25 protein-coding genes are annotated in these 21,876 nt (G+C 60.8%); 9 read left to right on the top strand and 16 right to left on the bottom strand.

The features are described from left to right. Nucleotides 1–124: 124 nt before the first annotated feature. Complete coding sequence (parC, locus tag CUC44_RS03850) at nucleotides 125–2,416, top strand: DNA topoisomerase IV subunit A (RefSeq protein WP_100858857.1); 2,292 nt, start codon at nucleotides 125–127, stop codon at nucleotides 2,414–2,416. 65 nt (nucleotides 2,417–2,481) lie between these two features. Here parC and CUC44_RS03845 read toward each other — a convergent pair whose 3' ends face one another. The 3 genes from CUC44_RS03845 to CUC44_RS03835 all read right to left on the bottom strand — a co-directional run bounded on the left by CUC44_RS03845 (nucleotide 2,482) and on the right by CUC44_RS03835 (nucleotide 4,805). After that, on the bottom strand, nucleotides 2,482–3,375 hold the full coding sequence (locus tag CUC44_RS03845) for an HNH endonuclease (RefSeq protein ID WP_100858665.1): 894 nt from the start codon (nucleotides 3,373–3,375) through the stop codon (nucleotides 2,482–2,484). 622 nt (nucleotides 3,376–3,997) lie between these two features. Next, nucleotides 3,998–4,369, bottom strand: coding sequence for a hypothetical protein (locus CUC44_RS03840; RefSeq protein WP_100858664.1), 372 nt, complete (start codon nucleotides 4,367–4,369; stop codon nucleotides 3,998–4,000). 184 nt (nucleotides 4,370–4,553) lie between these two features. Further along, on the bottom strand, nucleotides 4,554–4,805 hold the full coding sequence (locus tag CUC44_RS03835; protein WP_167388780.1) for a hypothetical protein: 252 nt from the start codon (nucleotides 4,803–4,805) through the stop codon (nucleotides 4,554–4,556). A 323-nt stretch (nucleotides 4,806–5,128) separates the two neighbouring features. Here CUC44_RS03835 and CUC44_RS03830 point away from each other — a divergent pair, with 323 nt between their 5' ends. Next, the gene (locus CUC44_RS03830; RefSeq protein WP_100858662.1) at nucleotides 5,129–5,461 is read left to right on the top strand and encodes a hypothetical protein; all 333 of its coding nucleotides are present in this window, start codon (nucleotides 5,129–5,131) and stop codon (nucleotides 5,459–5,461) included. A gap of 252 nt (nucleotides 5,462–5,713) precedes the next feature. Here CUC44_RS03830 and CUC44_RS03825 read toward each other — a convergent pair whose 3' ends face one another. The 5 genes from CUC44_RS03825 to atcJ form a co-directional block, all read right to left on the bottom strand. Next, nucleotides 5,714–7,204, bottom strand: coding sequence for a peptide MFS transporter (locus CUC44_RS03825; protein ID WP_100858661.1), 1,491 nt, complete (start codon nucleotides 7,202–7,204; stop codon nucleotides 5,714–5,716). A 500-nt stretch (nucleotides 7,205–7,704) separates the two neighbouring features. Next, complete coding sequence (atcC, locus tag CUC44_RS03820) at nucleotides 7,705–8,592, bottom strand: cold adaptation protein AtcC (protein WP_100858660.1); 888 nt, start codon at nucleotides 8,590–8,592, stop codon at nucleotides 7,705–7,707. Between the two features lie 11 nt (nucleotides 8,593–8,603). Continuing rightward, nucleotides 8,604–9,371, bottom strand: coding sequence for a cold adaptation protein AtcB (gene atcB, locus CUC44_RS03815; RefSeq protein WP_100858659.1), 768 nt, complete (start codon nucleotides 9,369–9,371; stop codon nucleotides 8,604–8,606). 24 nt (nucleotides 9,372–9,395) lie between these two features. Then, nucleotides 9,396–9,926: a cold adaptation protein AtcA gene (gene atcA, locus CUC44_RS03810; protein WP_100858658.1), complete on the bottom strand. Its 531-nt coding sequence runs from the start codon at nucleotides 9,924–9,926 to the stop codon at nucleotides 9,396–9,398. Between the two features lie 7 nt (nucleotides 9,927–9,933). After that, nucleotides 9,934–10,218, bottom strand: coding sequence for a cold adaptation protein ActJcold adaptation protein ActJ (atcJ, locus tag CUC44_RS03805; protein WP_100858657.1), 285 nt, complete (start codon nucleotides 10,216–10,218; stop codon nucleotides 9,934–9,936). Between the two features lie 327 nt (nucleotides 10,219–10,545). Here atcJ and CUC44_RS03800 point away from each other — a divergent pair, with 327 nt between their 5' ends. Next, the gene (locus CUC44_RS03800; RefSeq protein ID WP_100858656.1) at nucleotides 10,546–10,956 is read left to right on the top strand and encodes an EF-hand domain-containing protein; all 411 of its coding nucleotides are present in this window, start codon (nucleotides 10,546–10,548) and stop codon (nucleotides 10,954–10,956) included. An 86-nt stretch (nucleotides 10,957–11,042) separates the two neighbouring features. On the opposite strand, the gene CUC44_RS03795 is transcribed toward CUC44_RS03800, so the two are convergent. The 4 genes from CUC44_RS03795 to CUC44_RS03780 are packed head-to-tail and all read right to left on the bottom strand — an operon-like array spanning nucleotide 11,043 to nucleotide 14,786. After that, nucleotides 11,043–11,567, bottom strand: a complete 525-nt coding sequence (locus CUC44_RS03795; RefSeq protein ID WP_100858655.1) for a protein disulfide oxidoreductase — start codon at nucleotides 11,565–11,567, stop codon at nucleotides 11,043–11,045. 3 nt (nucleotides 11,568–11,570) lie between these two features. After that, on the bottom strand, nucleotides 11,571–12,308 hold the full coding sequence (locus CUC44_RS03790) for a DsbA family protein (protein ID WP_100858654.1): 738 nt from the start codon (nucleotides 12,306–12,308) through the stop codon (nucleotides 11,571–11,573). Next, nucleotides 12,305–14,359: a protein-disulfide reductase DsbD family protein gene (locus CUC44_RS03785; RefSeq protein ID WP_100858653.1), complete on the bottom strand. Its 2,055-nt coding sequence runs from the start codon at nucleotides 14,357–14,359 to the stop codon at nucleotides 12,305–12,307. Before CUC44_RS03785 ends, CUC44_RS03790 begins: the two co-directional genes overlap by 4 nt. Nucleotides 14,360–14,408: 49 nt before the next feature. Next, on the bottom strand, nucleotides 14,409–14,786 hold the full coding sequence (locus CUC44_RS03780; protein ID WP_100858652.1) for a hypothetical protein: 378 nt from the start codon (nucleotides 14,784–14,786) through the stop codon (nucleotides 14,409–14,411). Nucleotides 14,787–14,960: 174 nt separating this feature from the next. Here CUC44_RS03780 and CUC44_RS03775 point away from each other — a divergent pair, with 174 nt between their 5' ends. From CUC44_RS03775 to pspG, 4 genes are all read left to right on the top strand, one after another. Beyond that, nucleotides 14,961–15,689: a 1-acylglycerol-3-phosphate O-acyltransferase gene (locus CUC44_RS03775; protein ID WP_100858651.1), complete on the top strand. Its 729-nt coding sequence runs from the start codon at nucleotides 14,961–14,963 to the stop codon at nucleotides 15,687–15,689. A 203-nt stretch (nucleotides 15,690–15,892) separates the two neighbouring features. Then, a complete protein-coding gene (gene pspA / locus CUC44_RS03770) occupies nucleotides 15,893–16,555 on the top strand; it encodes a phage shock protein PspA (RefSeq protein ID WP_100858650.1) in 663 nt (220 codons plus the stop codon). Between the two features lie 2 nt (nucleotides 16,556–16,557). Beyond that, complete coding sequence (locus tag CUC44_RS03765) at nucleotides 16,558–16,764, top strand: PspC domain-containing protein (protein WP_100858649.1); 207 nt, start codon at nucleotides 16,558–16,560, stop codon at nucleotides 16,762–16,764. Between the two features lie 45 nt (nucleotides 16,765–16,809). Continuing rightward, the gene (gene pspG, locus CUC44_RS03760; RefSeq protein ID WP_100858648.1) at nucleotides 16,810–17,028 is read left to right on the top strand and encodes an envelope stress response protein PspG; all 219 of its coding nucleotides are present in this window, start codon (nucleotides 16,810–16,812) and stop codon (nucleotides 17,026–17,028) included. A gap of 42 nt (nucleotides 17,029–17,070) precedes the next feature. Here the strand turns inward: pspG and CUC44_RS03755 are convergent, their stop codons facing one another. Then, complete coding sequence (locus tag CUC44_RS03755; protein WP_100858647.1) at nucleotides 17,071–17,421, bottom strand: GIY-YIG nuclease family protein; 351 nt, start codon at nucleotides 17,419–17,421, stop codon at nucleotides 17,071–17,073. After that, on the bottom strand, nucleotides 17,418–18,311 hold the full coding sequence (gene rarD / locus CUC44_RS03750; protein WP_100858646.1) for an EamA family transporter RarD: 894 nt from the start codon (nucleotides 18,309–18,311) through the stop codon (nucleotides 17,418–17,420). Before rarD ends, CUC44_RS03755 begins: the two co-directional genes overlap by 4 nt. A 102-nt stretch (nucleotides 18,312–18,413) precedes the next feature. On the opposite strand from rarD, the gene CUC44_RS03745 reads away from it, so the two are divergent. Beyond that, nucleotides 18,414–18,995, top strand: a complete 582-nt coding sequence (locus CUC44_RS03745) for a uracil-DNA glycosylase family protein (RefSeq protein WP_100858645.1) — start codon at nucleotides 18,414–18,416, stop codon at nucleotides 18,993–18,995. 17 nt (nucleotides 18,996–19,012) lie between these two features. On the opposite strand, the gene CUC44_RS03740 is transcribed toward CUC44_RS03745, so the two are convergent. Next, complete coding sequence (locus CUC44_RS03740) at nucleotides 19,013–19,870, bottom strand: DMT family transporter (RefSeq protein WP_100858644.1); 858 nt, start codon at nucleotides 19,868–19,870, stop codon at nucleotides 19,013–19,015. 91 nt (nucleotides 19,871–19,961) lie between these two features. Between CUC44_RS03740 and CUC44_RS03735 the strand changes: the two genes are divergently transcribed. Then, nucleotides 19,962–20,855: a LysR substrate-binding domain-containing protein gene (locus CUC44_RS03735; protein ID WP_100858643.1), complete on the top strand. Its 894-nt coding sequence runs from the start codon at nucleotides 19,962–19,964 to the stop codon at nucleotides 20,853–20,855. Between the two features lie 234 nt (nucleotides 20,856–21,089). Here the strand turns inward: CUC44_RS03735 and znuB are convergent, their stop codons facing one another. Continuing rightward, nucleotides 21,090–21,869 carry a zinc ABC transporter permease subunit ZnuB gene (znuB, locus tag CUC44_RS03730; protein WP_100858642.1) on the bottom strand — a complete coding sequence of 260 codons (780 nt, stop codon included), beginning with the start codon at nucleotides 21,867–21,869 and terminating at the stop codon, nucleotides 21,090–21,092. Nucleotides 21,870–21,876: the final 7 nt, after the last annotated feature.

The following is a 21,876-nucleotide window of genomic DNA, read 5'->3' as shown; positions in this document are numbered from 1 at the left end:
TTGTCGCGCGTGGCGGCAAGGGTAACCAGGCCATCCTCTGATGGCCGTCAACTGGCCCCTCTGGGCCAGAAGCATCAGCCGGAGTCGCCAGCAGGCGGCTCCAGAACCGGAAGAGAATTATCACATGAGTGATGCTATCGAGCTCAGTCTGGATGGGGTAGAGCGTCAGCCGATGCGCACCTTTACCGAACAGGCTTACTTGAACTACTCCATGTACGTCATCATGGATCGGGCCTTGCCGCACATCGGCGATGGCCTCAAACCTGTGCAGCGGCGCATCATCTACGCCATGAGCGAGCTGGGGCTGTCGGCCCTCTCCAAGCACAAGAAGTCCGCCCGTACTGTGGGTGACGTGCTGGGTAAGTACCATCCCCATGGCGACAGCGCCTGCTATGAAGCCATGGTGCTGATGGCCCAGCCCTTCTCCTACCGCTACCCGCTGGTGGACGGTCAGGGCAACTGGGGGGCGCCGGACGATCCCAAATCCTTCGCCGCCATGCGTTATACCGAGGCGCGGCTGTCCCGCTTCTCCGAGCTGCTGCTCTCCGAGCTCGGCCAGGGGACTGTGGAGTGGACCCCGAACTTCGACGGCACCATGAAGGAACCCGTGGTGTTGCCGGCCCGTCTGCCGCACATATTGCTCAACGGGGTGACCGGTATCGCGGTCGGTATGGCGACAGATATCCCGCCCCATAACGCTCGGGAGGTGGCTTATGCTTGCGCCGAGCTGCTGGACAACCCAAACGCCGGTCTGGATGTGCTGATGCAGCATATTCAAGGGCCAGACTACCCAACCAACGCCGAGATCATCACCCCTCGCGACGACATCCGCAAAATCTACGAGACCGGCAAGGGCTCCATCAAGCAGCGGGCGGTGTGGAGCGAGGAGGATGGTGACATCGTCATCACGGCGCTGCCCCATCAGGCGTCCGGCGCCAAGATCATGGAGCAGATCGCCGCCCAGATGGTGGCCAAGAAGCTGCCCATGGTCACGGATCTGCGGGACGAATCGGACCATGAGAACCCGACCCGTCTGGTGATCATCCCCCGCTCCAACCGGGTGGACGTGGAGGGGCTGATGGCCCACCTGTTCGCCACCACGGATCTGGAGAAGAACTATCGGGTCAACCTCAATATCCTGGGTCTGGACAACAGGCCCCAGGTGAAAGATCTCAAGATGATCCTCTCCGAGTGGATCAGCTTTCGCCGTGAGACGGTGCGTCGCCGCCTGCAGTTCCGCCTGGACAAGGTGCTGGCCCGCCTGCACATCTTGGAAGGCTTGCTGATCGCCTACCTCAACATCGACGAGGTGATCGAGATCATCCGCACCGAGGATGAGCCGGGCAAGGTGATGGTGGAGCGCTTCAACATCAGCGAGACCCAGGCCGAGGCCATTCTCGAGCTCAAACTGCGCCATCTGGCGAAACTCGAAGAGTTCAAGCTGCGTGCCGAGCAAAGCGAGCTGGCCGAGGAGCGTGACAAGCTGGAACTCATCCTGGGCTCCGAGCGTCGCCTCAATACCCTGCTCAAGAAAGAGCTGCTGGCGGATGCCGAGAAGTACGGCGACGAGCGCCGCACCCCGCTGGTGGAGCGCGCCACCGCAGTCGCGCTGACCGAAAAAGAGCTGACCCCGAGCGAGCCGGTCACCGTGATCCTGTCCGACAAGGGCTGGGTGCGCGCCGCCAAGGGCCACGACGTGGACGTGGAGGGGCTCTCCTACAAGGCGGGGGACAGCTATCTCGCCCACGCCTTTGGCCGCAGCAACCAGCAGGCTGTGTTCCTCTCGACCTTGGGAAGAACCTATGCCCTGGAGGCCCATACCCTGCCTTCCGCCCGCAGCCAGGGGGAGCCGCTCACCGGCCGCTTTGCGCTTGGCGCAGGTGAAGAGGTGCGTCATCTGGTGATGGGCAACGAGGGTGAGCCTTACCTGATTTGTTCCGACGCCGGTTATGGGTTCGTGTGCAACTACGACGACCTCATCGGCAAGAACAAGAATGGCAAGGCGCTGCTGACCGTGCCGGAAGGGGGCCTGGTGATGGCGCCCCAGAAGATTGGCTCACCGGAGAGCGATCTCTGCATGGCCATCTCCAACGAGGGTCGCATGCTGTTGTTCCCGCTCAATACCTTGCCGGTGCTCGGCAAGGGCAAGGGTAACAAGCTCATCAGCATTCCGTCAGCTCGCGTCAAGGCGCGGGAGGAGTTCGTGGTGATGGCGGCTGTCATCCCGCAAGGCCAGTCGGTGACCCTGTTCGCCGGCAAGCGCAAGCTGACGCTGAAACCGTCCGACCTTGACTACTACCGCGGCGAGCGCGGCCGCCGTGGAGCCAAGTTGCCAAGAGGCTTGCAGCGGGTGGACAGGATAGAGATCGAACCCACTGCTGGTGAGACAGTAGTAGGGGAAAATCAGGAAGGGTAAGAAAATAGAAAAGGGCGCGAAAGCGCCCTTTTAGCAAACTAACTCATCTTAGAAAGATGGTTATATTACTTTTTGAATAGCAAAGATTTTAATTGTAATGGATGTAATGCAGGCCTAGTTTTGTGCAACATTTTATGGCAATTAGAGCAAACTACCAGAACATCTTCTATTGTGGTTGGGAGGTCAAAGTCTCTTTCTGACAGAGGATTAATATGATGACACTCAATAAATTCAAATCCTAGTTCACCATATGTCTCTTCAAAGTTAAAATCACATATCTGACAGTTATACCCATAGGTTTTCTTTGCATCTAAAACTAGTTTTCTATTTCTTTTGAAGAAAGTAGCCTCACGTGTCTCTCTACTTCCTTCATTATATTCTTCGTCTATCTCTGACTCCTTCAAACTCAATGGCAGTGGTGGTAAGGATATAGGTTCTTTTTTTATTAAGGTTTTTACATATCCTGAGGCTCCACCAAAACGTAGTAACCGTTCACTTTTTACCCTGTAAACATTCCCACTTGGTCTAAATTTAGGTAAATAATCTACATCTGATTTAAATTGCGTCCAATTTAAATCGATATCCTGTGTCTTGAAGAAAAATATATAAGGAAAATGTGTGCTTCCCCATAAAAACTTGGATAGTTCAAGTAGCTGTTCTTTTGGGAAAAGTTTTACATGGCAAAGAACCGGTATTTCCTCTAAACCACCGGTGCTTTTTATAAGAAGCATAACGTCATTATAAGTTAGCTGGTTTATGACACTCTTTGCCCCTAATGGTACGCCCCATACGTTACACCATCCATCTGGGAATTCATTTAATAAGGATTCACTAATTGATGCTCTTAGTTCTATTGGGCATTGCGCGACTATGTCTGATATGGCTATGTCACTATAAATAGTCTTTGGGAAGTCAGCGGTTGCACCTTTTAATCCAACATCATGAAAAAACAACTGCATAGTAAACACCTAGGTAAATATAGTTTGTTCTAACTATACAACTGTTCCTTGTGTTGTGCCTTAACTGTTTTTGGTATTTATAAATATATTTTTCAGCGACATTTTATAGTTATGTTATTTATGTGGCATAGTTCAACTCGCGTTGATGATATGAAATCATTTTTATGTCATCGATATAAGCAGGACAGTAAACTTTATTAGCATGGCGTAATAAGGCATCCGTGAAAAGTGGTTGCAGCTTTTCTGTCAACCGCTTTCCAATTACATAGATCAATAGAGTGGCTGATTATGCTAATCGACCCTACTTGATTCAGCTCCCTGCTGGTCGATGGCTGCTGTGATGGTTTGCTCCCCCTCATCCCCGACCCTTCTCCCGCAAGGGGAGAAGGGGGCTCAGACCTCAGCTAATCAGGGTGATGGTGGTGGCGTGGCTGGACGTTGCTATTTGGACGAGGGCGAGATGGGGGAGGAGTCTGACAGTCTGGAATAACCACTTATGTATGGAGTGACTACCACGAATGGAGGCTGGCACGGGCTGGTCCCCTCTCCCTTGGGAGAGGGCCAGGGTGAGGGGAATTGGTTGGTCGGGTGTAGCAACCAGGCGGCATGACACCGCTGAATCTCAGTTATTGAAATTCCAGGCAATCGGCAGCTCGACGTCGAAGACAAGCGCATCCCCGTCGAGATTAAAGGGCAGGCTGGTCTGGTGTTGGTCGTACTCATTGATGATCAGACAGCTCTCGGCGAAGTTGGACTCGTAGTTGATCTGGGCCACTCCCTCGCGGTCGTCAGCGAGTTCGATGCTGAGCACCCGCAGCGGGTTCTCCTGGCTGAGGTTTACCCGGGTATCTCCCACATCCACCAGCCGCTCCAGCAGGGGGAAGAAGTCCTGCTTGTGAGCCTCTATGGCTTGGGCGATGGCCTGCTTGAGCTCACTCTGGCTGGCGAAGGGGCCGCCCAAGGGGTAGCGGGTCTGGATCCTTTCCTGAGTCATGGGGTGTCCTCCTTAATTGAGATATGAGAATAGCGTGAGCCGCTTTGGAGGCCCTTGATACTGGACCCGAGATCGGCCTGTTTTATTGCAAACTATCGACTCTGCCTTATCCCATCAGGGTATTCCTCGCCCTGATAGCTGAAACGATCTGTAAAATCACCATAAGGCAGCTGTTTATAAAACATCAGGCTGGGATACGGCCATTGCGCACCAGGGCCCGGCGGATGTTTCTGCACAGCTTGCCGAAGCGGTAGAGCTGGTCGAAGGTCGGCGGTATGCCGCGAGCTATCTGATATTGCCAGTAGCAAAGATCCGTATCCACCAGCTCCATCAGCTTCTTGGGGCAGCCGATGCAGGTGTTGTCGGGGCCGCATTTGAAGGTGTCCGGCTGGTAGAGCGGGAATTCTTGCTTCACGGCGTCGATGATCTGCTGCATGGCGGTGATACGGTCGGGTTTTCTGCTCATGGCTGGCCCCTGCTGCTGGTGGAAAGGCGCCATTATAACCCTGACAAATAACAGGCCTATGACGCTTAGGGGGTAGTGCCGTAACGACTGCATGGGGGATCGACCCCTTTCCTCTTTTCTTCTTCCCCCTGATCCCCAGCTCTCCCTCCCTTTTTCTGTAAAGGGAGGGAGAGGGCACAGATCCTGGCCAGGTGGGAGGGCGAGAGCATGGTGGCTTCTCTCTGGCACGGTTTCGGGGCATGATGAAAGCCCCAATCGAATCATTTTTGATAGTCTCAACCCCGGGAGATGCGATGAGAAGATATGCCCCCCTCTTGCTGTGCGGCTGGATCTGGTGCGCGCAGGCCGAGGCGCCAGAGCCGGCAGCGCCGGTACAAGAAGGCACCCTGGCCAACCAGAAGTTGATCCAGGATGCCATGGTGGGCGTGGCGGCCTGGGTCGCCACCAAGGGCTGTCAGGCGCCGGAGCGCTTCGTGCCCGTGGTGTTGGAGCCCTCACGGGGTGAACCCGGTAGCCGTTACTGGCAGGAGCGCTGGACCGTGATCGGCTGCGGCGCCGAGTATCCCGTGGTGATCGATTTTCGCGAGACCGGGCTGGAAAGCGCCATGTGGACTATTACCCGCTGAGCGTCTGCGGCGGGCTGCTTTGCCTTATAAGGACGCTCGGGCCGCGCTCAGATTGACCGAGCATGGCGCTGCGTGAATGACAGGGTGCCATCCCATCCCGCAGTGAGAGCACGGCAAGCGAGTGAGCAATAAACGAGAGGCCCCCGCAACCCAAGGTTGCGGGGGCCTCTGCATTATTTTGACATTACTGCGGCATGGCTTCTGCATGACGCAGTGGCTGCCTAGGGTCGCCGATGGCGACGCCAATCCCCGTCAGGCGGCGACGGGCACGGCCGAGGGGGTGAGCCTGGCGGCGATCAGCAGGCGCAGGCGCGGCACCAGCAACAGCAGGACAAGCCCGCCCGCCAAGGATCCCCAACCCAGCATATTGAACACGGCGCCGTAGCCCGGGTTGGTGGCGACCGGGGTGCTGCCGCTGTTTTGCGGCATGGCTGCGGAGACATAGCCCGCCAGCACGGAGGCGACGCCGGTCACCATCATCCAGCAGCCCATCATCAGCCCCTGCAATCTGGCGGGGGCCAGCTTGCCTATCATGGCGTAGCCGATGGGGGAGATAAGCAGTTCACCTAAGCTCTGCAGCACATAGCTGATGGCAATCCATTTGAAGGCGACCAGGCCGTCGGCTCCCGCCAGATGGATGCCCACCGGCAGCACCAGCATCCCCAGCCCCATGCAGAACAGGGAGGCGGCAAACTGGGAGGGGATGTCGATGCGCCAGCCCTGCTCGCGCAGGCGTTTGAACAGCAGGGCCATCAGGGGGCCGCCGATGACGATGACCAGGGTGTTGATGTTCTGGATCCACTGGGGGGCCACTTGCCAGCCGAACACATTGAGGTTGATGTTGTGCTCGGAGAAGAGCATCAGCCCCATGGGCGCCAGCTGGTAGAGGGACCAGAAGATGAGGGAGCCGAGGGCCAGGATAAGGTAGGCCACCATGCGGCTGCGCTCGGCCGGATCCCGATGGCGCGCCGTCATCACGCAGAGCAGCACCAGCACCAGGGCGCCGAGCAGCAGCACGAAGCTGCCGCTGAAGCTGGCGTGGGTCAGCAGCAGGCGCAGGGCTGGCACCAGCAAGGCCAGGATGGCGAGGCCGCCGAGCATGCGCAGGTAGAAGCCGCGCCCCTTGATGTGGCGCAACGGCGTGTTGATATCCGCCAGAATGGGCCAGAAGCAGAGGGTGGCTATGATGGCCAGCACGTTGCCTAGGGTGGCGAACAGGAACAGGGTGCGGTAGTCCTCGGTCAGCTGGAAGTAGCCCGCCACCGAGAAGCCGATGAAGAAGCCCAGGTTCATGCCGGCGTAGTTCCAGAGGAAGGCGCTCTCGCGGTGGTGATCGTCCGGGGCGAAGCGCTGGGTCAGCATCATGTTGAGACAGGTGACGTTGAGGCCGCTGCCGGTGAGGAACATGGCGAGCCCCCAGTAGAGGCCATCGACCCCCATCTCGGCGATGAGGTAGCAGCCGATGACCTGCAACACCATGCCCATGACGAACAGGTTGCGGTTGCTGAGGTAGCGCCCGCCGAGGTAGCCGCCAAACAGGTGCAACCCGTAGTTGAAGGCGCCGAAGATCCCCATCATGGCGTTGGCCTGGGATTCGCTGAAGCCGAGCCGCTTGGTGGCGTAGAGCACCAGGGTGGAGTAGAGCACGGCAAAGCCCAAGGTGGCGAAGGTCTGGATAAAGAACAGGGCACCCGAGCCCGGGGGGACGCTGGCGTGATGAGAAGCTGGAATCGAAGCGCTCACGGTTTGTCTCCTGTGAGAGGGAAAGTCACAACTCATCCTGAGAGCGTACCGGTCTGTTGCCGGCCAGCCTGTCGCGCGTCCATGCGGCTTGCAAGGCTGGTCGGCCATTTAGCGACCAGTCCGGGCAAATAGCCAGACCCAAAATTTAATCGAGCGCAATTAATTTATTTTTATTAACTTAATCTGACTATCTATTCTGCTTGTTGTTGCGTGTTGGTAACGCTCTGGTGGGTGAGGATGGTGCCAGCTCGACTCAATTGATGGCTGTTCGGCACCCGTTGACTCAGGAAGGCGAGATCCCTGTCACCCTCGCCATAGTATTGCTGTCAGGGATGCGGGGGAAAGGGGAGTGCGCTGTCCGGGCGTTTTACCCGCCGGAGTGCATAACTATCCGAATATCACTGTCTGAATAATGGTGCCGCTTTGCCGTGGCCCAGGCGCGGATAACAGAACGCCCGGCGAACCGGGCGTTGGATAAGGAGTGCGAACCACAGACGGGATCAGAAGTCGTGGTAGAGGGGCCAGCCGAGCAGTGGGTGCTTGAGACCGGCGCGCATCTCCATGTTGTCGAGCTTCTCCGGCGAGGCGTTCTCTTGCTGTAACTGCTGGTACTGGCGCACAAAGCTCAGGGTATGCAGCAGGTTGGGCACGAAACCCGGGCTCAACTCCTGGCGCAGGGCGGTCGCCATGTCGGCGGGCAGCTCACCGAGCAGGTGTTCGAGCTGGACGGCGATATGATCCTTGTCAAACCAGGCATCTTGCAGCACGACATCCCGTGAAAGACGACGTTTTAGATCCTGTTTCACCTTCAAACCGGCGCCGCACAGGATGCGATAGAGCAGGGCCTCCGCCAGCTTGTCCTCCATGGTGGGGTGATCGTTGTCATAGGCGAAGAAGTGGCTGTCCAGCAGACCCATCAGCCGGGTCTTGTTGTGCTCGGTCAGCGCTTTTTCATACTCCTGCCAACCTTGCCACTCCTCCACGTCCGGCGGGCTGGAGATCTTGTCCAGGAGCCGCGCGTCCACGTCGCCGTAGAGGCTGTTGCCCGTCTGCTTGGGGCTGACGGAGATGAGCATGGACCAGCCCTTCTGGAACGGCTTGATGGGCCCTTCCGGCGCCTGCAACAGGGCCAGCGCCTTGGCGGTATCCCGCTGGGAGAGCTCCTGCAGCCCCAGGCTGACCACGCCGATGACGTCGTGGGCGGCCTGCTCCAGCAGGTGCATCTTGTACTTGTTGTAGTACTTGTCGGCGAATTTCAGGCTCATCAGCACAGCCTTGCCCTTGATGGCGGCAAGCTGTTGGGAGCTCAGGCGTTCGTTGTCGCGACCGAAGCGCAACACCTGGCTGAGGAAGGGGCCTTCATTGGCCTCGCGGATGACTAGTTGCATGACTCTCTACCTCAATCCAGGAAGCTGAACATGTCGTCGACGTCGCCGTACTCGTCTTCCTCGACCTTGTTCTTCTCCTTGGCCTGCATCACCAGTTCGGCGGCGAACTTGTTGATGATGCCATCCCAGGAGGAGTGCTCATTGCGCAGCAGGGACTTGATGGCTTTCTCCACCTCGGGGGCCTGCTCGCGAATGAGCATCAACAGGCTGCGCGGGTCATCCAGGGAGTAGTCGTGGGTGCCCTCGGCCTGCTGGCGCTCGCTGTAGCGCAGGGACTCCTCGAGATCTTCCTCCTCGGCGTGCAGCACGTCGCGATAGCCTTCGTCATCCTCGTAGCGATCGCCGCGATAGAACTCGATGAAGGGGATGGCGAGGTAGAAAAGACCGGCCGGATCCTCGGCGATGCACTCCAGGATCTCCCGCTGCTTGGCCTCGCTGTCCTGGGTGCGGATCAGGTAGTTGAGGAAATCGAAGGTGTGCTGCTGCAGCTCGTCGGCGTTGTTCTTGATAGCCTCTTCCCAGTAGAGGGGCTGCTGGCAGACGATGTCGCGGATCCGCTCCGGGGTCATCAGCTCGGAGATGATGGACGGGAAAGAGATGTCGTGCTGGCCATTGATCTGGGTCAGGGTGACGATATCAATGTTTTCAATGACTTCGGCCAACTGCTCGTCGGACATGGTCTTGGCGATCAGCTCGAACTTCTCGCTGGCCTGTTTCGGCTCGATCACCGCCAGCTCTTTGATCTCGATGGCGGTAATTTCTATCAGACTATTGCTCATGCTCTTATCCACTGCTGGCCCCAATTAGAAACGCACTTCGTCGTACATGTCCCGATCGTCTTCCTCTCCATCACCACCATGGTAGTCGGCGTCGGCATCTTCCCCGTCCTCGTCATCCTCGTCGCGCAGCTCATAGTCATCATCGGCATGACGGCCGCCGCGGGGCATGGGGTTGTCCAGCAGATAGACCACGGCGCAGGCCTCGATGAGCTGCTCCTCGCTCTGGGCCCGCACCGCCTTGACCAGGGGCAGGTCGGCATTGTTGAACGCCACTGACACCTTGAACTCGTCCCAGGAGGGCTGGAGGCCGCTACCGAGCCAGCCGCTCCACAGCGCCTTGGCCTTGGGGGGAAACTGCACCCGGCCATAGAGGGCCAGCGGCAGGTATTCGGGCATGAACTCCAGCATGCTGATATCCGCCAGCAGCAGGGCCTTCATCTTGCCGGTGAACTGTTCCAGCGCCTTGGGCTGATCCTGATCCCGGTAGGATTCGATGTTTTCGCCGGCATCGCTTTGCAGCGCCTTGAGCCGCGCCTGGTCCCATTTTTTTTGCATATCAGCCTCAGGGGTAGAATTGGTCCCACATCTCCTGCATGGCAGCAGCGGGATCGGTCACGATGACGTTGTTGAAATCTTTGATAAAAGCGGCGCGCGCCTTGGGATCGGAAAGCACTTCATAGGCCTTCTTCACCTGATGCAGCCGGATGGCTGCCTGCTCTTGTTGTTCTTCACTCGCCCCGATCAGCTTGTCGGGGTGGTACTGGTTGGAGAGCCGTCGATAGGCTTTCTTGATGTCGTTTTCGCTGGCGTTGGACTTGACGCCCAGCACCCGAAAGTAGTTGTTCATGGCAGATCCTGCATCACTGGCATCATCAGAGTCACAATGCTGGCGCCGGAGGGCTTGGGGAACCAGGCACGGTAAAAACCCGTCATTTTAACGGAAACAAAGCGCCGCCGCCATGAAAGTGCCGCCACCTTGCGCGAAAAGAAGCCAAACGGGAGTTGGCGCGGGATCCGGCGCCGTGCCCGCCAGCGGAGCTACACTGGCAGAAGGGGTGACGGGCTGGAACTCTTTCGCCACCACGTTGCCCAACCGCAGGGATCGGCCGGCGTCACGGCTCGATCGGCATCCATCAGGCACCGTCAGAACGGGTCAGCATAAGGAATCATCAGCATGTTCAAACCTTGTCTTCTCTCCCTCGCGCTCGTGAGCAGTGTCGCCTTCGCCGTCGATTCGCTGCCGGTCGTCCCCATGATAGGCGACATCACCAAGGGGCAGTTCATGGAGCGGGCCGAGCAACGCTTCGCCATGCAGGACAAGAACGGGGATGGTGTGCTCTCGGTCGCCGAGAAGGAGGCAACCCTGGCCAAGGTGGAAGAGGTGATCAAGCAGGCGGGCAAGCCTGTGCCCGAGCGGATGAGTCACCTCAAGCCGAGAGGGGATACCACCAAGGCGCAGTTCATGGCGCGCCAGGAGAAGATCTTCGAGCGGCTGGACAAGAACGGGGATGGGGTGATTGGCGAGAGCGAGCGGGCTGACATCAAGGCCAATCTGGAGAAGCGGGTGATGGAGTCCACGCAATAGACGGCGTTTGTGCCGCCCATTCCATGCCATAAAAAAGAGCCCGGTCTTGTGACCGGGCTCTTGTCATTGCGGGATCTGCGGGCGCATTACCAGCTCGCCCACAGCAGCCTGAGTTTCAGTCCCCAGCGGCTGCTCCAGCCGGTAGTGCTGCTTGTCAGCTTGCCATCCTTGATGATGAGGAAGGTCGGGGTGACGCCGACCTGCCACCGGGCGGCGAGATTGCCCTGCTCATCGTTGTGGGTGGGAAAGCTCAAGCCCTTCTTGCTCATGCCTAACTGCAACTGGGCGTTGTTGCCGGAGCGCAGCGCCACCGTCAGCACGTTTTCCCCCTCTTGCCATAGCTGCTCCACCGTTGGCGTGGTGAAGCGGCACACACCGCACCAGCTGGCCCAGTAGTAGACCAAGAGCGGCTGGTCCCGACTCAGCTCGGCGAGACTGGTGCGCGTGTCATCTTGCAGGGTGAAGGGGGCTTCCATGGCCCCGGCGGGCAAGGTCGGGCCGCGCCACAGATCCAGCAGGGTGGAGACGACCAGCGCCATCAACAGCAGCCAGAGCGCCTCCTTGCCCCAGCGTTTCCAGCGGGGCGCCTTGGATACAACAGCCTCTGTCATGGGTTATCCCAACTTGGCCAGTTCGGTTTTCACCAGCTGATCCAGCTGCTCATAGGAGAGGGCACCCGGTACCAGCTGGTTGCCGATAAGCGTCGCCGGGGTGCCTTGTACGCCCAGGAGTGTGCCGATGCGCAGGCTGTTGCGCAGCTCCTCGGTGGCCTTGGCATCGGGCTTGAGGGCCACATTGCCGGTGGCGGCCAGGGCCTTGTTGATGTCCGCCTCGGTCAGTATGCCCTGCTTGCTCATCAGCTTGTCGTGCAGGGTGAGGAAGCGGGCCGGATCCTGTTGCCACAGGGTCAGGCTGTACTGAGCCGCCTTGGCGGAGGTCTGCCCCTTGAACGGCAACAGCTTGATCACCAGCCCCAGATCGTTTGGATAGGCCTTGAGCAGCTTGGTCACCTGGGGATCGAACTGCTTGCAATAGGGGCAGTTGTAGTCGGTGAACAGCACCAGGGTCAGCTTGGGGTTCTTGGCACCCAGACGCGGGCTGGTGGCGCTGTTGAACAGCACGTCCTTGTTACCCTTGATAAAGTCACCGAGCTGGGCCTCCTGGGCTGCGGCATTCTGCTTCTCCCAGGATTCGGCCGCCTCGTCGAGGATCTTGGGATTCTGTACCAGGGTCTCGCGGATCAGCTCCTTGATGCGCGCCTCCTGCTCGGGGGTGAAGGGGGCGGCATGCAGGGCCGGAGCCAGCAAGGTGGCAGAGAGAGAGGCGATCAGGGTCAGGGTACGCAGCTTCATGGTTGTTCTCCTTGGATTCGGTCGTTGTCCGGCGCCAGGCCGGCTTTTTTCAAGACGATGAGCAGGTCGGCCTTGTCGAGCAGGGGGGAGAGGGTCTCTCCCGCCGGCAGACCCGGGCCGTAGATCTGGTTGAAGGGCACGGCGGCCGCTCCGCGCTTGCGCAGGAAGGCGGCTATGGTGTCGTCGGGTCTGCTCCAGTCACCGCGCAGGGCTACCAGGTCCGGTGCCGAGAGGGCCTCTTGCACCTCATCACGCAGCAACACGTTGTATTTGTTGGCCTTGCAGGTCACGCACCAGTCGGCGGTGACATCCACGAAGACCCGCTTGTTCTGGGCCAATGCCTGCAGGATGGCAGCCTCCGACAGGGGTTGCCAGGCCACCTTGTCACTGTTGCCACTGCCGGTGACCGTGAAGGCGCTGCCCAGCAGCAGGGCGCCGCCGATCAGGGCCGAGAGTGACAGTGCCAGCGTGACGCCGCGAACGCCATAGCGCCAGAGGATGCCAACCAGCAGGACCAGCAGCAGGCCCGCCATCAGCCAGCGGCTGGCCATGGTGCCCAGATGGTTGCCGAGCAGGCTCAGCAGCCAGAGGCTGGAGCCCAGCATCATCAGGCCGAGCAGGATGCGCAGTCGCCCCATCCAGCGCCCCGGTTTTGGCAGCAAGAGCGCCAGGCGCGGCAGGGCCGCCACCAGCAGCCAGGGCAGGCTCATGCCAAGCCCCAGCGCCGTGAAGATGAGCCAGAGCTCCCCGAGCGGGGCCACCAAAGCGAAGGCAACGGCGGTGCCGAGGAAGGGGGCAGAGCAGGGGGTCGCCAGCAGGGTGGCGAAGCTGCCCTGCAGGAAGTGACCGCCGAGGCCGTTGCCGCCGCTGGTGGCGAGCCGGGTGCTGAGGCTGCTTGGCAGGCGGATCTCGAACAGGCCCAGCAGGTTGGCGCAAAACAGCGCCGTCACCGCCACCATGAAGCCGATGAAACCGGCGCTCTGGAACTGGATGCCCCAGCCGACGGCGCCCTGGGTGGCGCGCAACAGTGTGCTCATGGCAGCCAGCAGCCAGAAGGAGGCGAGGATGCCGGCGCTGGCGGCGAGGAACTGCTTGCGCACCTCGCCTCGCTGCCGGTCTTGCTGTTGCAGCACCGAGCCGAGCTTGAGGGCCAGCACAGGCAGCACGCAGGGCATCAGGTTGAGGATGAGGCCGCCGAGCAGCGCCACCCCCAGCAGCCAGATCAGCGAGTTGCTCTGGCTGGGCAGGGGGAGGGGAGCGCCGATGGGGGCCGAGCCCTGCCAGGCCTGATCCCCACTGGTGAGCAGCAGGCCGAGCGTCTTGCCACGCAGATCCGGCGCATCCCCCTGCCAGCCATCGCTGACCGGCACCCGGGCTATCAGGGTATTGCCCTGCACCTCCAGCTCAGGCTTGCCGAATTCGGCTCCCTCCAGCGCATCGATAAAGAGGGCCGGAGCCTGCCAGCCATCCGCCCGCTCCGCCAGGATCTGCAGCTGGTTGTGCTGATAGCCGAGCCTGACGTCCATATCCCTTGGCAGGGATTGGGGCAGGGCGCTCATGGCCTTGGCCCAGGCGAAGTCGAAACCGGCGGGCGCCTTCCCATCCACATCGAGGGTGAAGGGGTAATCGGTCAGGATGCAGACGTTGCTGCAGGTAGAGAGGCGCAGTGTGCCCCTGAGCTGCTCATCAGCCGGATGGCGTAGGCTGAGGGGGAAGCTGACGCTTCGCTGGTAGCCCTGGGTGCTGAGCCCGGCCACCTCGAAGTGGCGGGGCACGGGCCAGTGCCACTGGAAGTCCGTGACCGGCTCGTCCCACAGGATCTGGGGCGCTATGCCCCCTTCACCCGGGCTGTGCCAGTAGGTTTTCCAGCCCGACTCCAGGGCTATGTCGAGCAGAACGCGGGTCTGCTGTGGGTCGCTGCGATCGGCTTGCAGCCTGACCTTGGCGTGATCGTTCTGGGGGCTGATGAGCCAGCCCGTGTCGCTGGCCAACCCTGAGGATTGCCACAGCAAGCAGCCCAGTAACAGGGTTGCCTTGAAGAAATTTGACATCGATAGTCTCTCGCAAAAATGAATGACGGCTAATGGCTAGCAGTCGAACTCATTCTCGCCAGACGCAGAGACGAAGGTGCAGGCGCCGCTCGGGCGGCGAGATGACCCTCGGGGGCGGCAAGGGGGGCGTGTGGCGCCAGAGCGGGGCCAACAGGGCTATCACCAGGGCGATGGCGAAGAACAACTGCTCGACGCAGAGCAGGGTAGCGGCGCTCAGCCACTTGCCATTGAGCTGGCAGCTGTTTGGCTGCGGGCTGCCGGACTTGGCGCTATTCTGATCCTCGGCATCCCCAAGGGGGGGAAGTGCCTGACAGCTGAGGGCGTGATCGAGCATGGCCAGCCGGGCCAGCGGCTGGGCCGCACAATTGAGCACCAGCAGGCAGACCAGCAGCAGGAGTCGTTTCGCCACGCGTTGTTGGTGAATCATGCTCGCCTCATTCATCTCGATGGGCACATCCTAACGGCCAATGGCGGGTGGGGCAAGCCGGGGGACATTCCCCGTCCGATGAGAGAGGCCGGGGTGGTCAGTTCTGTTTGGCGAACGCTTGTTCGCTAAAAGGGGGACCAGTATACTGCGCCGAGTTAAATTCCGAGGTGTTCGATGCTCAAACTTGCCCGTGTGCTGCTGCTAACCCTGCTGCTCGTCTTCTGGTTCGTGTTTGGTCTGCTGCTCTGTCTGGTGCGCCCGCGCCACCCCAACAACGTCTATGTCTTCGCCCGCATGTATCATGCGGTCTGCCCGCTGATCGGGCTCAAGGTCAGGGTCACCATTCCGGACGAGATCAAGTCGGTCGGTCCGGCTGTCTATGTCTGCAACCACCAGAGCAACTTCGACATCTTCACCGTGACCGGCGCCGTGGTGCCCGGCGTGGTGGCGGTAGGCAAGAAGAGCCTGCTGTGGCTGCCCTTCTTCGGCCTCATCTTCTGGCTCTCCGGCAACGTGCTGATCGACAGATCCAACCGCTCCCGCGCCATCGGCACCATAGGCCAGGTGGTGGATCGCATCAAGAGCCGTGGTACCTCCATCTGGATGTTCCCGGAGGGGACCCGCTCCCAGGGCCGCGGCCTGCTGCCGTTCAAGGCCGGCGCCTTCCATACCGCCGTGCAGGCCGAGGTGCCCGTGGTGCCCATCGTCTGCTCCAGCTACTTCGGTCAGGTGGATCTGAACCGTTGGGACAACGGCGAGGTGCTGCTGGAGATGCTGCCCCCCGTGTGCAGCAAGGAGCATGGCGCCGCCGGCATTCGCGAGCTGTCCGACAACTGCCGGGCCCGGATGGAGGCCAAGCTGGCGGAGCTGGACGCCAGGCTCGGTCATCACAAGGCCGCCTGAGCCTGAGAAGAGAGAAAGGGAGCCGCAGGCTCCCTTTTTTATTGGTGAAAATCACCACTTCATTGGTTTTTTTCACCATCATCTGCTTGTTGAATTCCTACCAATAATCCCCATCTAGTTGTAAAGAAAGGATAAATCATCTTGGCATGGCTCTTGTAATGGTATGGGGAGAGAGTGACATCCCATCAACAAGGAGCCAGACCATGAGCGTATTTAGCCGCCTGACCGACGTGATCAACGCCAACCTGCACAGCCTGCTCGACAAGAGTGAAGAGCCGGAGAAGATGCTGCGGCTGATGATAGAGGAGATGGAGCAGGTACAGGTCGAGATGAGAACCCAGGCCGCCCGCGTCATCGCCGAGCAGAAACAGCTGGAGCGCCATCAACAGGCGCTGCGCCACCAGATCCAGGAGTGGTCCGCCAAGGCCGAGCTCGCCATCCAGAAGGGGCGCGAAGATCTGGCCCGCGCCGCCCTCACCGAGAAGCTGGCAGAGGTCAAGAAATGCGAACAGCTGGAGCAGGACAAGGCCAGAGTGGCCGAGGTGCTGGCACAGCTGACCGCCGACAGCGAGCGCTTGGCGGCCAAGCTGACCGAGGCGCGGGAGAAGCAGAAGATGCTGACCCTGCGCGAGCAGACCGCCCACAGCCGGATCCGGGCCCGTGCCCAGGTGGACAACCAGCGCATGCACGAGCTGATGGCTCGTTTCGATGGCTTCCAGGGCCGGGTGGATCAGCTGGAAGCCCAGCTGGAGGCGGCGACCCTGGGGCAGAACCCCTCCCTCGAGGCCCAGTTCCGCGAGCTGGAACTCAATGACGAGATCGAACGCGAACTGGCCCGTCTGAAGGGCCAGAAAGTGGAGGTGTGATCATGACCCCCTGGTCGAAAGACCTGGCCCACCGCAAGCTGACCGGCGTCTGCGCCGGCCTTGCCAACGGGTTTGGGCTTTCCAGGGTGACGGTGCGGGTGGTGGCGCTGCTCGCCCTGATCCTGGTGCCGCCCCTGGCCCTGGCGGCCTATCTGCTGGCGGTGCTCATCATGCCGCCGCGCCGTGAGTTGAAGCGCTGGCTGGATTGACCTTGGGTCTTCCCGCCAACAAGTGAGATGCGTGAGGAGCATAACATGCTGGAATTTATCGTTTTAATGCTGGTGCTGGTGACCATGGCGCTGACCGGATTCACAGTGTTGGCCATGCTGCTGGTGAGCGGGGTCTTCGTGCTGTTTGGCGCCCTGGCTGGCATGTTTGCCCTCATCATCAAGCTGGCGCCCTGGTTGCTGTTGCTGCTGGTGGTGTGCTGGTTGCTCAGCAACCGGCGCAGGCACTCCAATCCCTATCGTTAGGCCTCCCTGGCACGTTTCCGGCCACCTTCGCGGTGGCCTTTTTTATGGCGCCGGGCTGGCTGAGCCGGATTGGGGGAGGCTGGCCAGCCAGGATCTCTGCCACTCATCCCACAGGGCCGGGTCTTGTACCAGCCGCTCCTTGAAGGCCTTGCTCTGCAGCTTGAGGCGATATTCGAGGCGCAGGGCCTGGCCCTTGTCGTCGACTTGCTGGCGCCACACCAGGGCCAGGGGTCCTTTGCCTCGCAGGGCGCGAGCCCCCTTGCCGCTCTGATGCTGGCGCAGACGCCTGTCCGGATCCGTGCTGATGCCAGCGTAAAGTGCGCCACTATGGGTGCGTACCAGATAGATAAACCAGTTATTTGCAGGTTTATCGGTACAAACGTCCGTCGTCATGACTCTTTCCACTGCACCTGACTGCGCCTGAGCCGATGAAGGGGCAGCAGGCTGACCAGAAGGCCCGCCCAGACGAAGGCGAAGCCCACGGATTTCACCGGATCCGGCGTCTCCCCGAACCAGAAGATGGCGAGCAGGAAGGCGAGGCTCGGCTCTATGTATTGCAAGAGCCCGACCGTGCTCATGCGGGTGCGGGCCACCGCGTAGCAGAACAGCCCCACCGGCAGCAGGGTGGCGGGGGCACTGCCCATCAACAGCAGGCGCTCGCTCCAGTCGCCGGCCGCGAACAGGCTGGTTCCCTGCAGGGTCAGATAGCCGATGACCAGCAGGGCGATGGGGAGCTGCACCAGGGACTCGAGATAGAGGCTGACCCCGGCGTCGTAGCGTACCTTCTTCTTGATGAGGCCGTAGAAGGCAAAGTTGGCCCCCATGATGAGGGAGAACCAGGGCAGCTCGCCGTAGGAGAACAGCATGTAGGCGAGCCCGGCCAGCGCCAGGGCCACCGCCAGGTGTTTCTGGGGGGTGAGCCTTTCTTTGAGGAAGAGGACGGCGAACACGATGTTGAACAGGGGCGTCATGAAGAAGGCGAGGCTGGTGGCCAGCACCTGGCCCGTGGTCAGGCACCAGGTGAACATGCACCAGCTGATGGACATGACGGGGCCCGCCAGCAGGATGAGGCCGAGCTGGCGCGGCTCGCTGCGAAGGCGCGCCCAGGGCACAGACGTGCCGAGCAGCAGGAAGAGTCCGCCGAGCAGGACGACCGACCAGAGCACCCGGTGGGAGAGCAGCTCCCACATGCTGACCTCGGGCATGAACTGGTAATAGAGCGGCAGCATGCCCCAGAGCACGAAGGAGAGGGCGGCGCTGCCTGGGCCCATCCAGTTCTTCATCAGATTCCGTTTATTAAATTAAACAAATGTGCGCGCATGATAAGTATCCGGTGGCGGTTTCACAAGCGGGATCGGGGTGAAAACTCTGCTACCATAGCCCCTATGAATCGACTCGACGTCCTGTTTGAACAGATCCGGGGCTGCCGCCTGTGCGAGGCCCATTTGCCGCTCGGCCCCAGACCCGTGATCCGTGGGGCCGAGAGCGCCCGCCTGCTTATCATCGGCCAGGCGCCGGGCACCCGGGTTCATGCCAGCGGCATCCCCTGGGACGACCCGTCCGGCGATCGATTGCGGCGCTGGCTCGGGGTGGACAAGGAGACCTTCTACGACGAGTCACGCATCGCCATCATGCCCATGGGGCTCTGCTATCCGGGCCGGGGCAAGTCCGGGGATCTGCCGCCCCGTCCCGAGTGCGCGCCCACCTGGCACGACAAGGTGCTGATGCTGCTGCCCAATATCGAGCTGACCCTGCTTATCGGCCAGTACGCCCAGCATCACTATCTGGGCAAGGCAGCTAAAGGCACCCTCACCGAGACGGTCAGACACTGGGCCGATTATGGCCCGGCCTGGCTGCCGCTGCCGCACCCCTCGCCGCGCAATACCCTCTGGCTCAAGAAGAACCCCTGGTTCGAGCAGGATGTGATCCTGCACCTTAAACAAAGGGTCACCCCACTGCTGGGGTGACCCTCTGGTCATTAAACTCAGGTCGCGGGCTCGGCCACCGGTTTGGACTTGTTGCGGGCCATGGCGACCAGGGGCAGCACTATGCACAGGCACCCCAGCAGCAGCGGCAGACCGGGCTGCTCGTCGAACAGCCAGACCCCGATGACGACCGCCATCAAGAGCCCTGTGTACTCCGCAGAGGCTATTTTGCTCGCCTCCGCCTTGCGATAGGCCACCACGCAGAGCCCGGCGTAGACCATGATCAGTGCCGACGAACCGAAGGCGGGCCACCACATCTGCCACTGCCAGGCGCCCCCCTCCCACCAGGCTAGCGCCAATATGATGGGCATGCTCAGGACATTGGTGAAAAACAGGGTCTGGGCTATGGGCTGCTTGAGCGGAATGCGCTTGATCAGCAGGTTGTTGACTGCCATGGAGAGGGCCACCCCAAGGGCCGCGAGGGCCGCCCAGTTCACCTCGGTCGGGCGCAGCACGATCAGCACCCCGATGAAGCCGAGCAGCGCCGTCAACACCTTCTGGCGTGACAGCGCCTCTCCTGCCAGCCAGACCGCGAGCGGCACCATCAAGAGCGGCGCCGCGTAGAAGAGGGCGTTGGCGGTGGCGAGGGGCAGGCGGGTGAGGGCGACCACCATCAGGCAGACGCCGATGGCCCAGATATGGGCCCGCAGCAGGTGCCACTTGATGGCGACCGGCGGATTGCGGCGCCAGGACCAGAGCAGCCAGGGCATCAGTAACAGGGCGGCGGAGAGCTGGCGAAAGAAGACGAACTGGAACACGGGCTGATCCGGCTCCAGCACCTTCACCAGGGCATCGGAGAAGACCGCCACCATGTTACCCAGCACCAGATAGAGGATGCCGATCCCAACTGCATTCATACCACCTCCCACATTAGATGAAGGAAGGGTAGCCCTGGCTTAGTTATCCAGTAAAATGATAAAAAATCATCATCTATGAGAATTTTAGATAATGAAGCTCCCCCCCTTACGCGCCGTTCAATACTTCGAGGCGGTCGCGCGCCTGCTCAGCTTCTCCCGCGCCGCCCTTGAGCTGAACGTCAGCCAGAGCGCGGTCAGCCACCAGATCCGATTGCTGGAAGACTTCCTCGGTGAGCGGCTGCTGCTGCGTCAGGGCCGGTTGTTGTCACTGACCCAGCAGGGGGAGATCTACTTCGAGGGAATAGCGGCCGGCCTCGGCCAGATAGCCCAGAGCAGCGAGCAACTGCGCGGGGGCGGCGAGATGCGGCTGCGGCTCGCGGTCTACAGCTCGTTCGCGGTCAAGTGGCTGATCCCGCGTCTGGCGGGGTTGCGCCAGCTCTATCCCGAGCTGGATCTCAGCCTTGAGATGGTGGCGGAGGATCCCGAGCTCTCCGATCGGGTGGCGGATTGCTTTATTACCGTGGCCCCCCATGGCCGTGGCTACAGCCACGATCTCATCTATCTGGAGCGGCTATTCCCGGTCTGCAGCCGCCGTCTACTGCAGCAGGTGGAAGGGGAGTGGCCAGAGGCCATCTGGCAGTTGCCGCTCCTGTCGGTGCAATCCATCTACAAGGCGCGGGGGGAGGATTGGCAGCGCTGGGCCAAGGCGGGGGATCTGGTGATCCCGGAGAAGGCGCGCATGCACCACTTCAGCCACGTGCTGCTGGCCATGGAGGCGGCGGCCTGGGATCAGGGGGTGGCGTTCGTGAACGACTACATGCTGCGACCGGACGACCCCCAGCTGGTGGCCCTGCCGGTGCATCAGCTGGTGACGGGAGATGCCTTCTATTTCACCTGCAAGCGCTCGCGGGCCCACGAGCCCGCCATCAGCCGCTTGCGGCAATGGCTGATGATGGAGACGAGGCAAAGCATCAGTCAGGCTTGATGAGAGAGTTACACTGCATGGTTGCAGAAAAACAGTTCGAATCGACTGCCTTAGGTGGGATGGTTGCGCAATATGGCTATAGGGCCGGATAGGGATGGTGATTACCCCTATCCGGTCCTTTGCTATCTAGGCTCGCTTGAACTGGCTCAGTACAAACAGGCTCGTTGTACAGACCACGACGGGGGGGGTCGAGATTTGGAGTGGCCTGATAGCAACGATCAGGCCACCCGAGATTCAGGCTTTCTTGAACTGGCTCAGCACAAACAGGCTAGTGGCGCAGACCACGACGGAAGGGCCCGCCGGGGTATCTTGATACCAGGAGAGGCTGAGCCCTCCCAGCACCGCCAGGCAGCCGATCAGTGCCGCTAGGCCCGCCATCTGCTCCGGCGTCTGGCTGAAGCGCCGGGCGGTGGCGGCAGGGATGATCAGCAGTGAGGTGATGATCAGCGCCCCGACGAACTTCATCGCCACCGCGATCACCAGGCCAATCAGCAGCATGAGCACGCAGCGCAGCACGTCGACCCGCACCCCTTCCACCCGTGCCAGCTCCTCGGAGATGGTCATGGAGAGCAGGGGGTCCCACAGCCGCCACAGGGTGAGCAGCACCAGGGCGCCGCCGCCGTAGATCCAGAGCAGATCCATGGGTTGCACCGAGAGCAGGTCGCCGAACAGGTAGGCCATCAGATCCACCCGCACGTTGTCCATGAAACTCAAGGTCACCAGACCGAGGGACAGGGCGCTGTGAGCCAGGATGCCGAGCAGGGTGTCGGTCGCCACCTGCTGGTTGCGGCTCATGACCACCAGCAGCATGGCCATGGCGAGGCAGCAGACCACCACCGCCAGGGTCAAATCCACCTGCAGCAGTATGCCGAGGGCGATCCCGAACAGGCAGGCGTGGGAGAGGGTGTCGCCAAAATAGGCCATCTTGCGCCACACCACGAAGCTGCCGAGGGGGCCGGCCAGCAGGGCGATGCCGAGGCCGGCCGCGAGGGCGTATAACAGAAAGCTGTCCACTGAAATG

This window comes from Aeromonas lusitana, from assembly GCF_002812985.1.
GTDB classification, from domain to species: Bacteria; Pseudomonadota; Gammaproteobacteria; order Enterobacterales; family Aeromonadaceae; genus Aeromonas; species Aeromonas lusitana.
The sequence above is the reverse complement of the archived record's forward strand: the minus strand, read 5'-3'. Positions and strand labels throughout refer to the sequence as shown.

Coding starts and splice junctions, on each gene's coding strand:
- rarD (WP_100858646.1), bottom strand. CDS start 18,311: ATGAAGAACTGGATGGGCCCAGGCAGCGCCGCCCTCTCCTTCGTGCTC.
- CUC44_RS03780 (WP_100858652.1), bottom strand. CDS start 14,786: ATGATTCACCAACAACGCGTGGCGAAACGACTCCTGCTGCTGGTCTGC.
- CUC44_RS03765 (WP_100858649.1), top strand. CDS start 16,558: ATGACCCCCTGGTCGAAAGACCTGGCCCACCGCAAGCTGACCGGCGTC.
- CUC44_RS03835 (WP_167388780.1), bottom strand. CDS start 4,805: ATGCAGCAGATCATCGACGCCGTGAAGCAAGAATTCCCGCTCTACCAG.
- CUC44_RS03775 (WP_100858651.1), top strand. CDS start 14,961: ATGCTCAAACTTGCCCGTGTGCTGCTGCTAACCCTGCTGCTCGTCTTC.
- CUC44_RS03785 (WP_100858653.1), bottom strand. CDS start 14,359: ATGTCAAATTTCTTCAAGGCAACCCTGTTACTGGGCTGCTTGCTGTGG.
- CUC44_RS03735 (WP_100858643.1), top strand. CDS start 19,962: ATGAAGCTCCCCCCCTTACGCGCCGTTCAATACTTCGAGGCGGTCGCG.
- CUC44_RS03845 (WP_100858665.1), bottom strand. CDS start 3,375: ATGCAGTTGTTTTTTCATGATGTTGGATTAAAAGGTGCAACCGCTGAC.
- CUC44_RS03830 (WP_100858662.1), top strand. CDS start 5,129: ATGAGAAGATATGCCCCCCTCTTGCTGTGCGGCTGGATCTGGTGCGCG.
- CUC44_RS03740 (WP_100858644.1), bottom strand. CDS start 19,870: ATGAATGCAGTTGGGATCGGCATCCTCTATCTGGTGCTGGGTAACATG.
- CUC44_RS03790 (WP_100858654.1), bottom strand. CDS start 12,308: ATGAAGCTGCGTACCCTGACCCTGATCGCCTCTCTCTCTGCCACCTTG.
- CUC44_RS03745 (WP_100858645.1), top strand. CDS start 18,414: ATGAATCGACTCGACGTCCTGTTTGAACAGATCCGGGGCTGCCGCCTG.
- parC (WP_100858857.1), top strand. CDS start 125: ATGAGTGATGCTATCGAGCTCAGTCTGGATGGGGTAGAGCGTCAGCCG.
- atcJ (WP_100858657.1), bottom strand. CDS start 10,218: ATGAACAACTACTTTCGGGTGCTGGGCGTCAAGTCCAACGCCAGCGAA.
- atcA (WP_100858658.1), bottom strand. CDS start 9,926: ATGCAAAAAAAATGGGACCAGGCGCGGCTCAAGGCGCTGCAAAGCGAT.
- CUC44_RS03755 (WP_100858647.1), bottom strand. CDS start 17,421: ATGACGACGGACGTTTGTACCGATAAACCTGCAAATAACTGGTTTATC.
- atcB (WP_100858659.1), bottom strand. CDS start 9,371: ATGAGCAATAGTCTGATAGAAATTACCGCCATCGAGATCAAAGAGCTG.
- pspG (WP_100858648.1), top strand. CDS start 16,810: ATGCTGGAATTTATCGTTTTAATGCTGGTGCTGGTGACCATGGCGCTG.
- CUC44_RS03840 (WP_100858664.1), bottom strand. CDS start 4,369: ATGACTCAGGAAAGGATCCAGACCCGCTACCCCTTGGGCGGCCCCTTC.
- pspA (WP_100858650.1), top strand. CDS start 15,893: ATGAGCGTATTTAGCCGCCTGACCGACGTGATCAACGCCAACCTGCAC.
- atcC (WP_100858660.1), bottom strand. CDS start 8,592: ATGCAACTAGTCATCCGCGAGGCCAATGAAGGCCCCTTCCTCAGCCAG.
- CUC44_RS03800 (WP_100858656.1), top strand. CDS start 10,546: ATGTTCAAACCTTGTCTTCTCTCCCTCGCGCTCGTGAGCAGTGTCGCC.
- CUC44_RS03795 (WP_100858655.1), bottom strand. CDS start 11,567: ATGACAGAGGCTGTTGTATCCAAGGCGCCCCGCTGGAAACGCTGGGGC.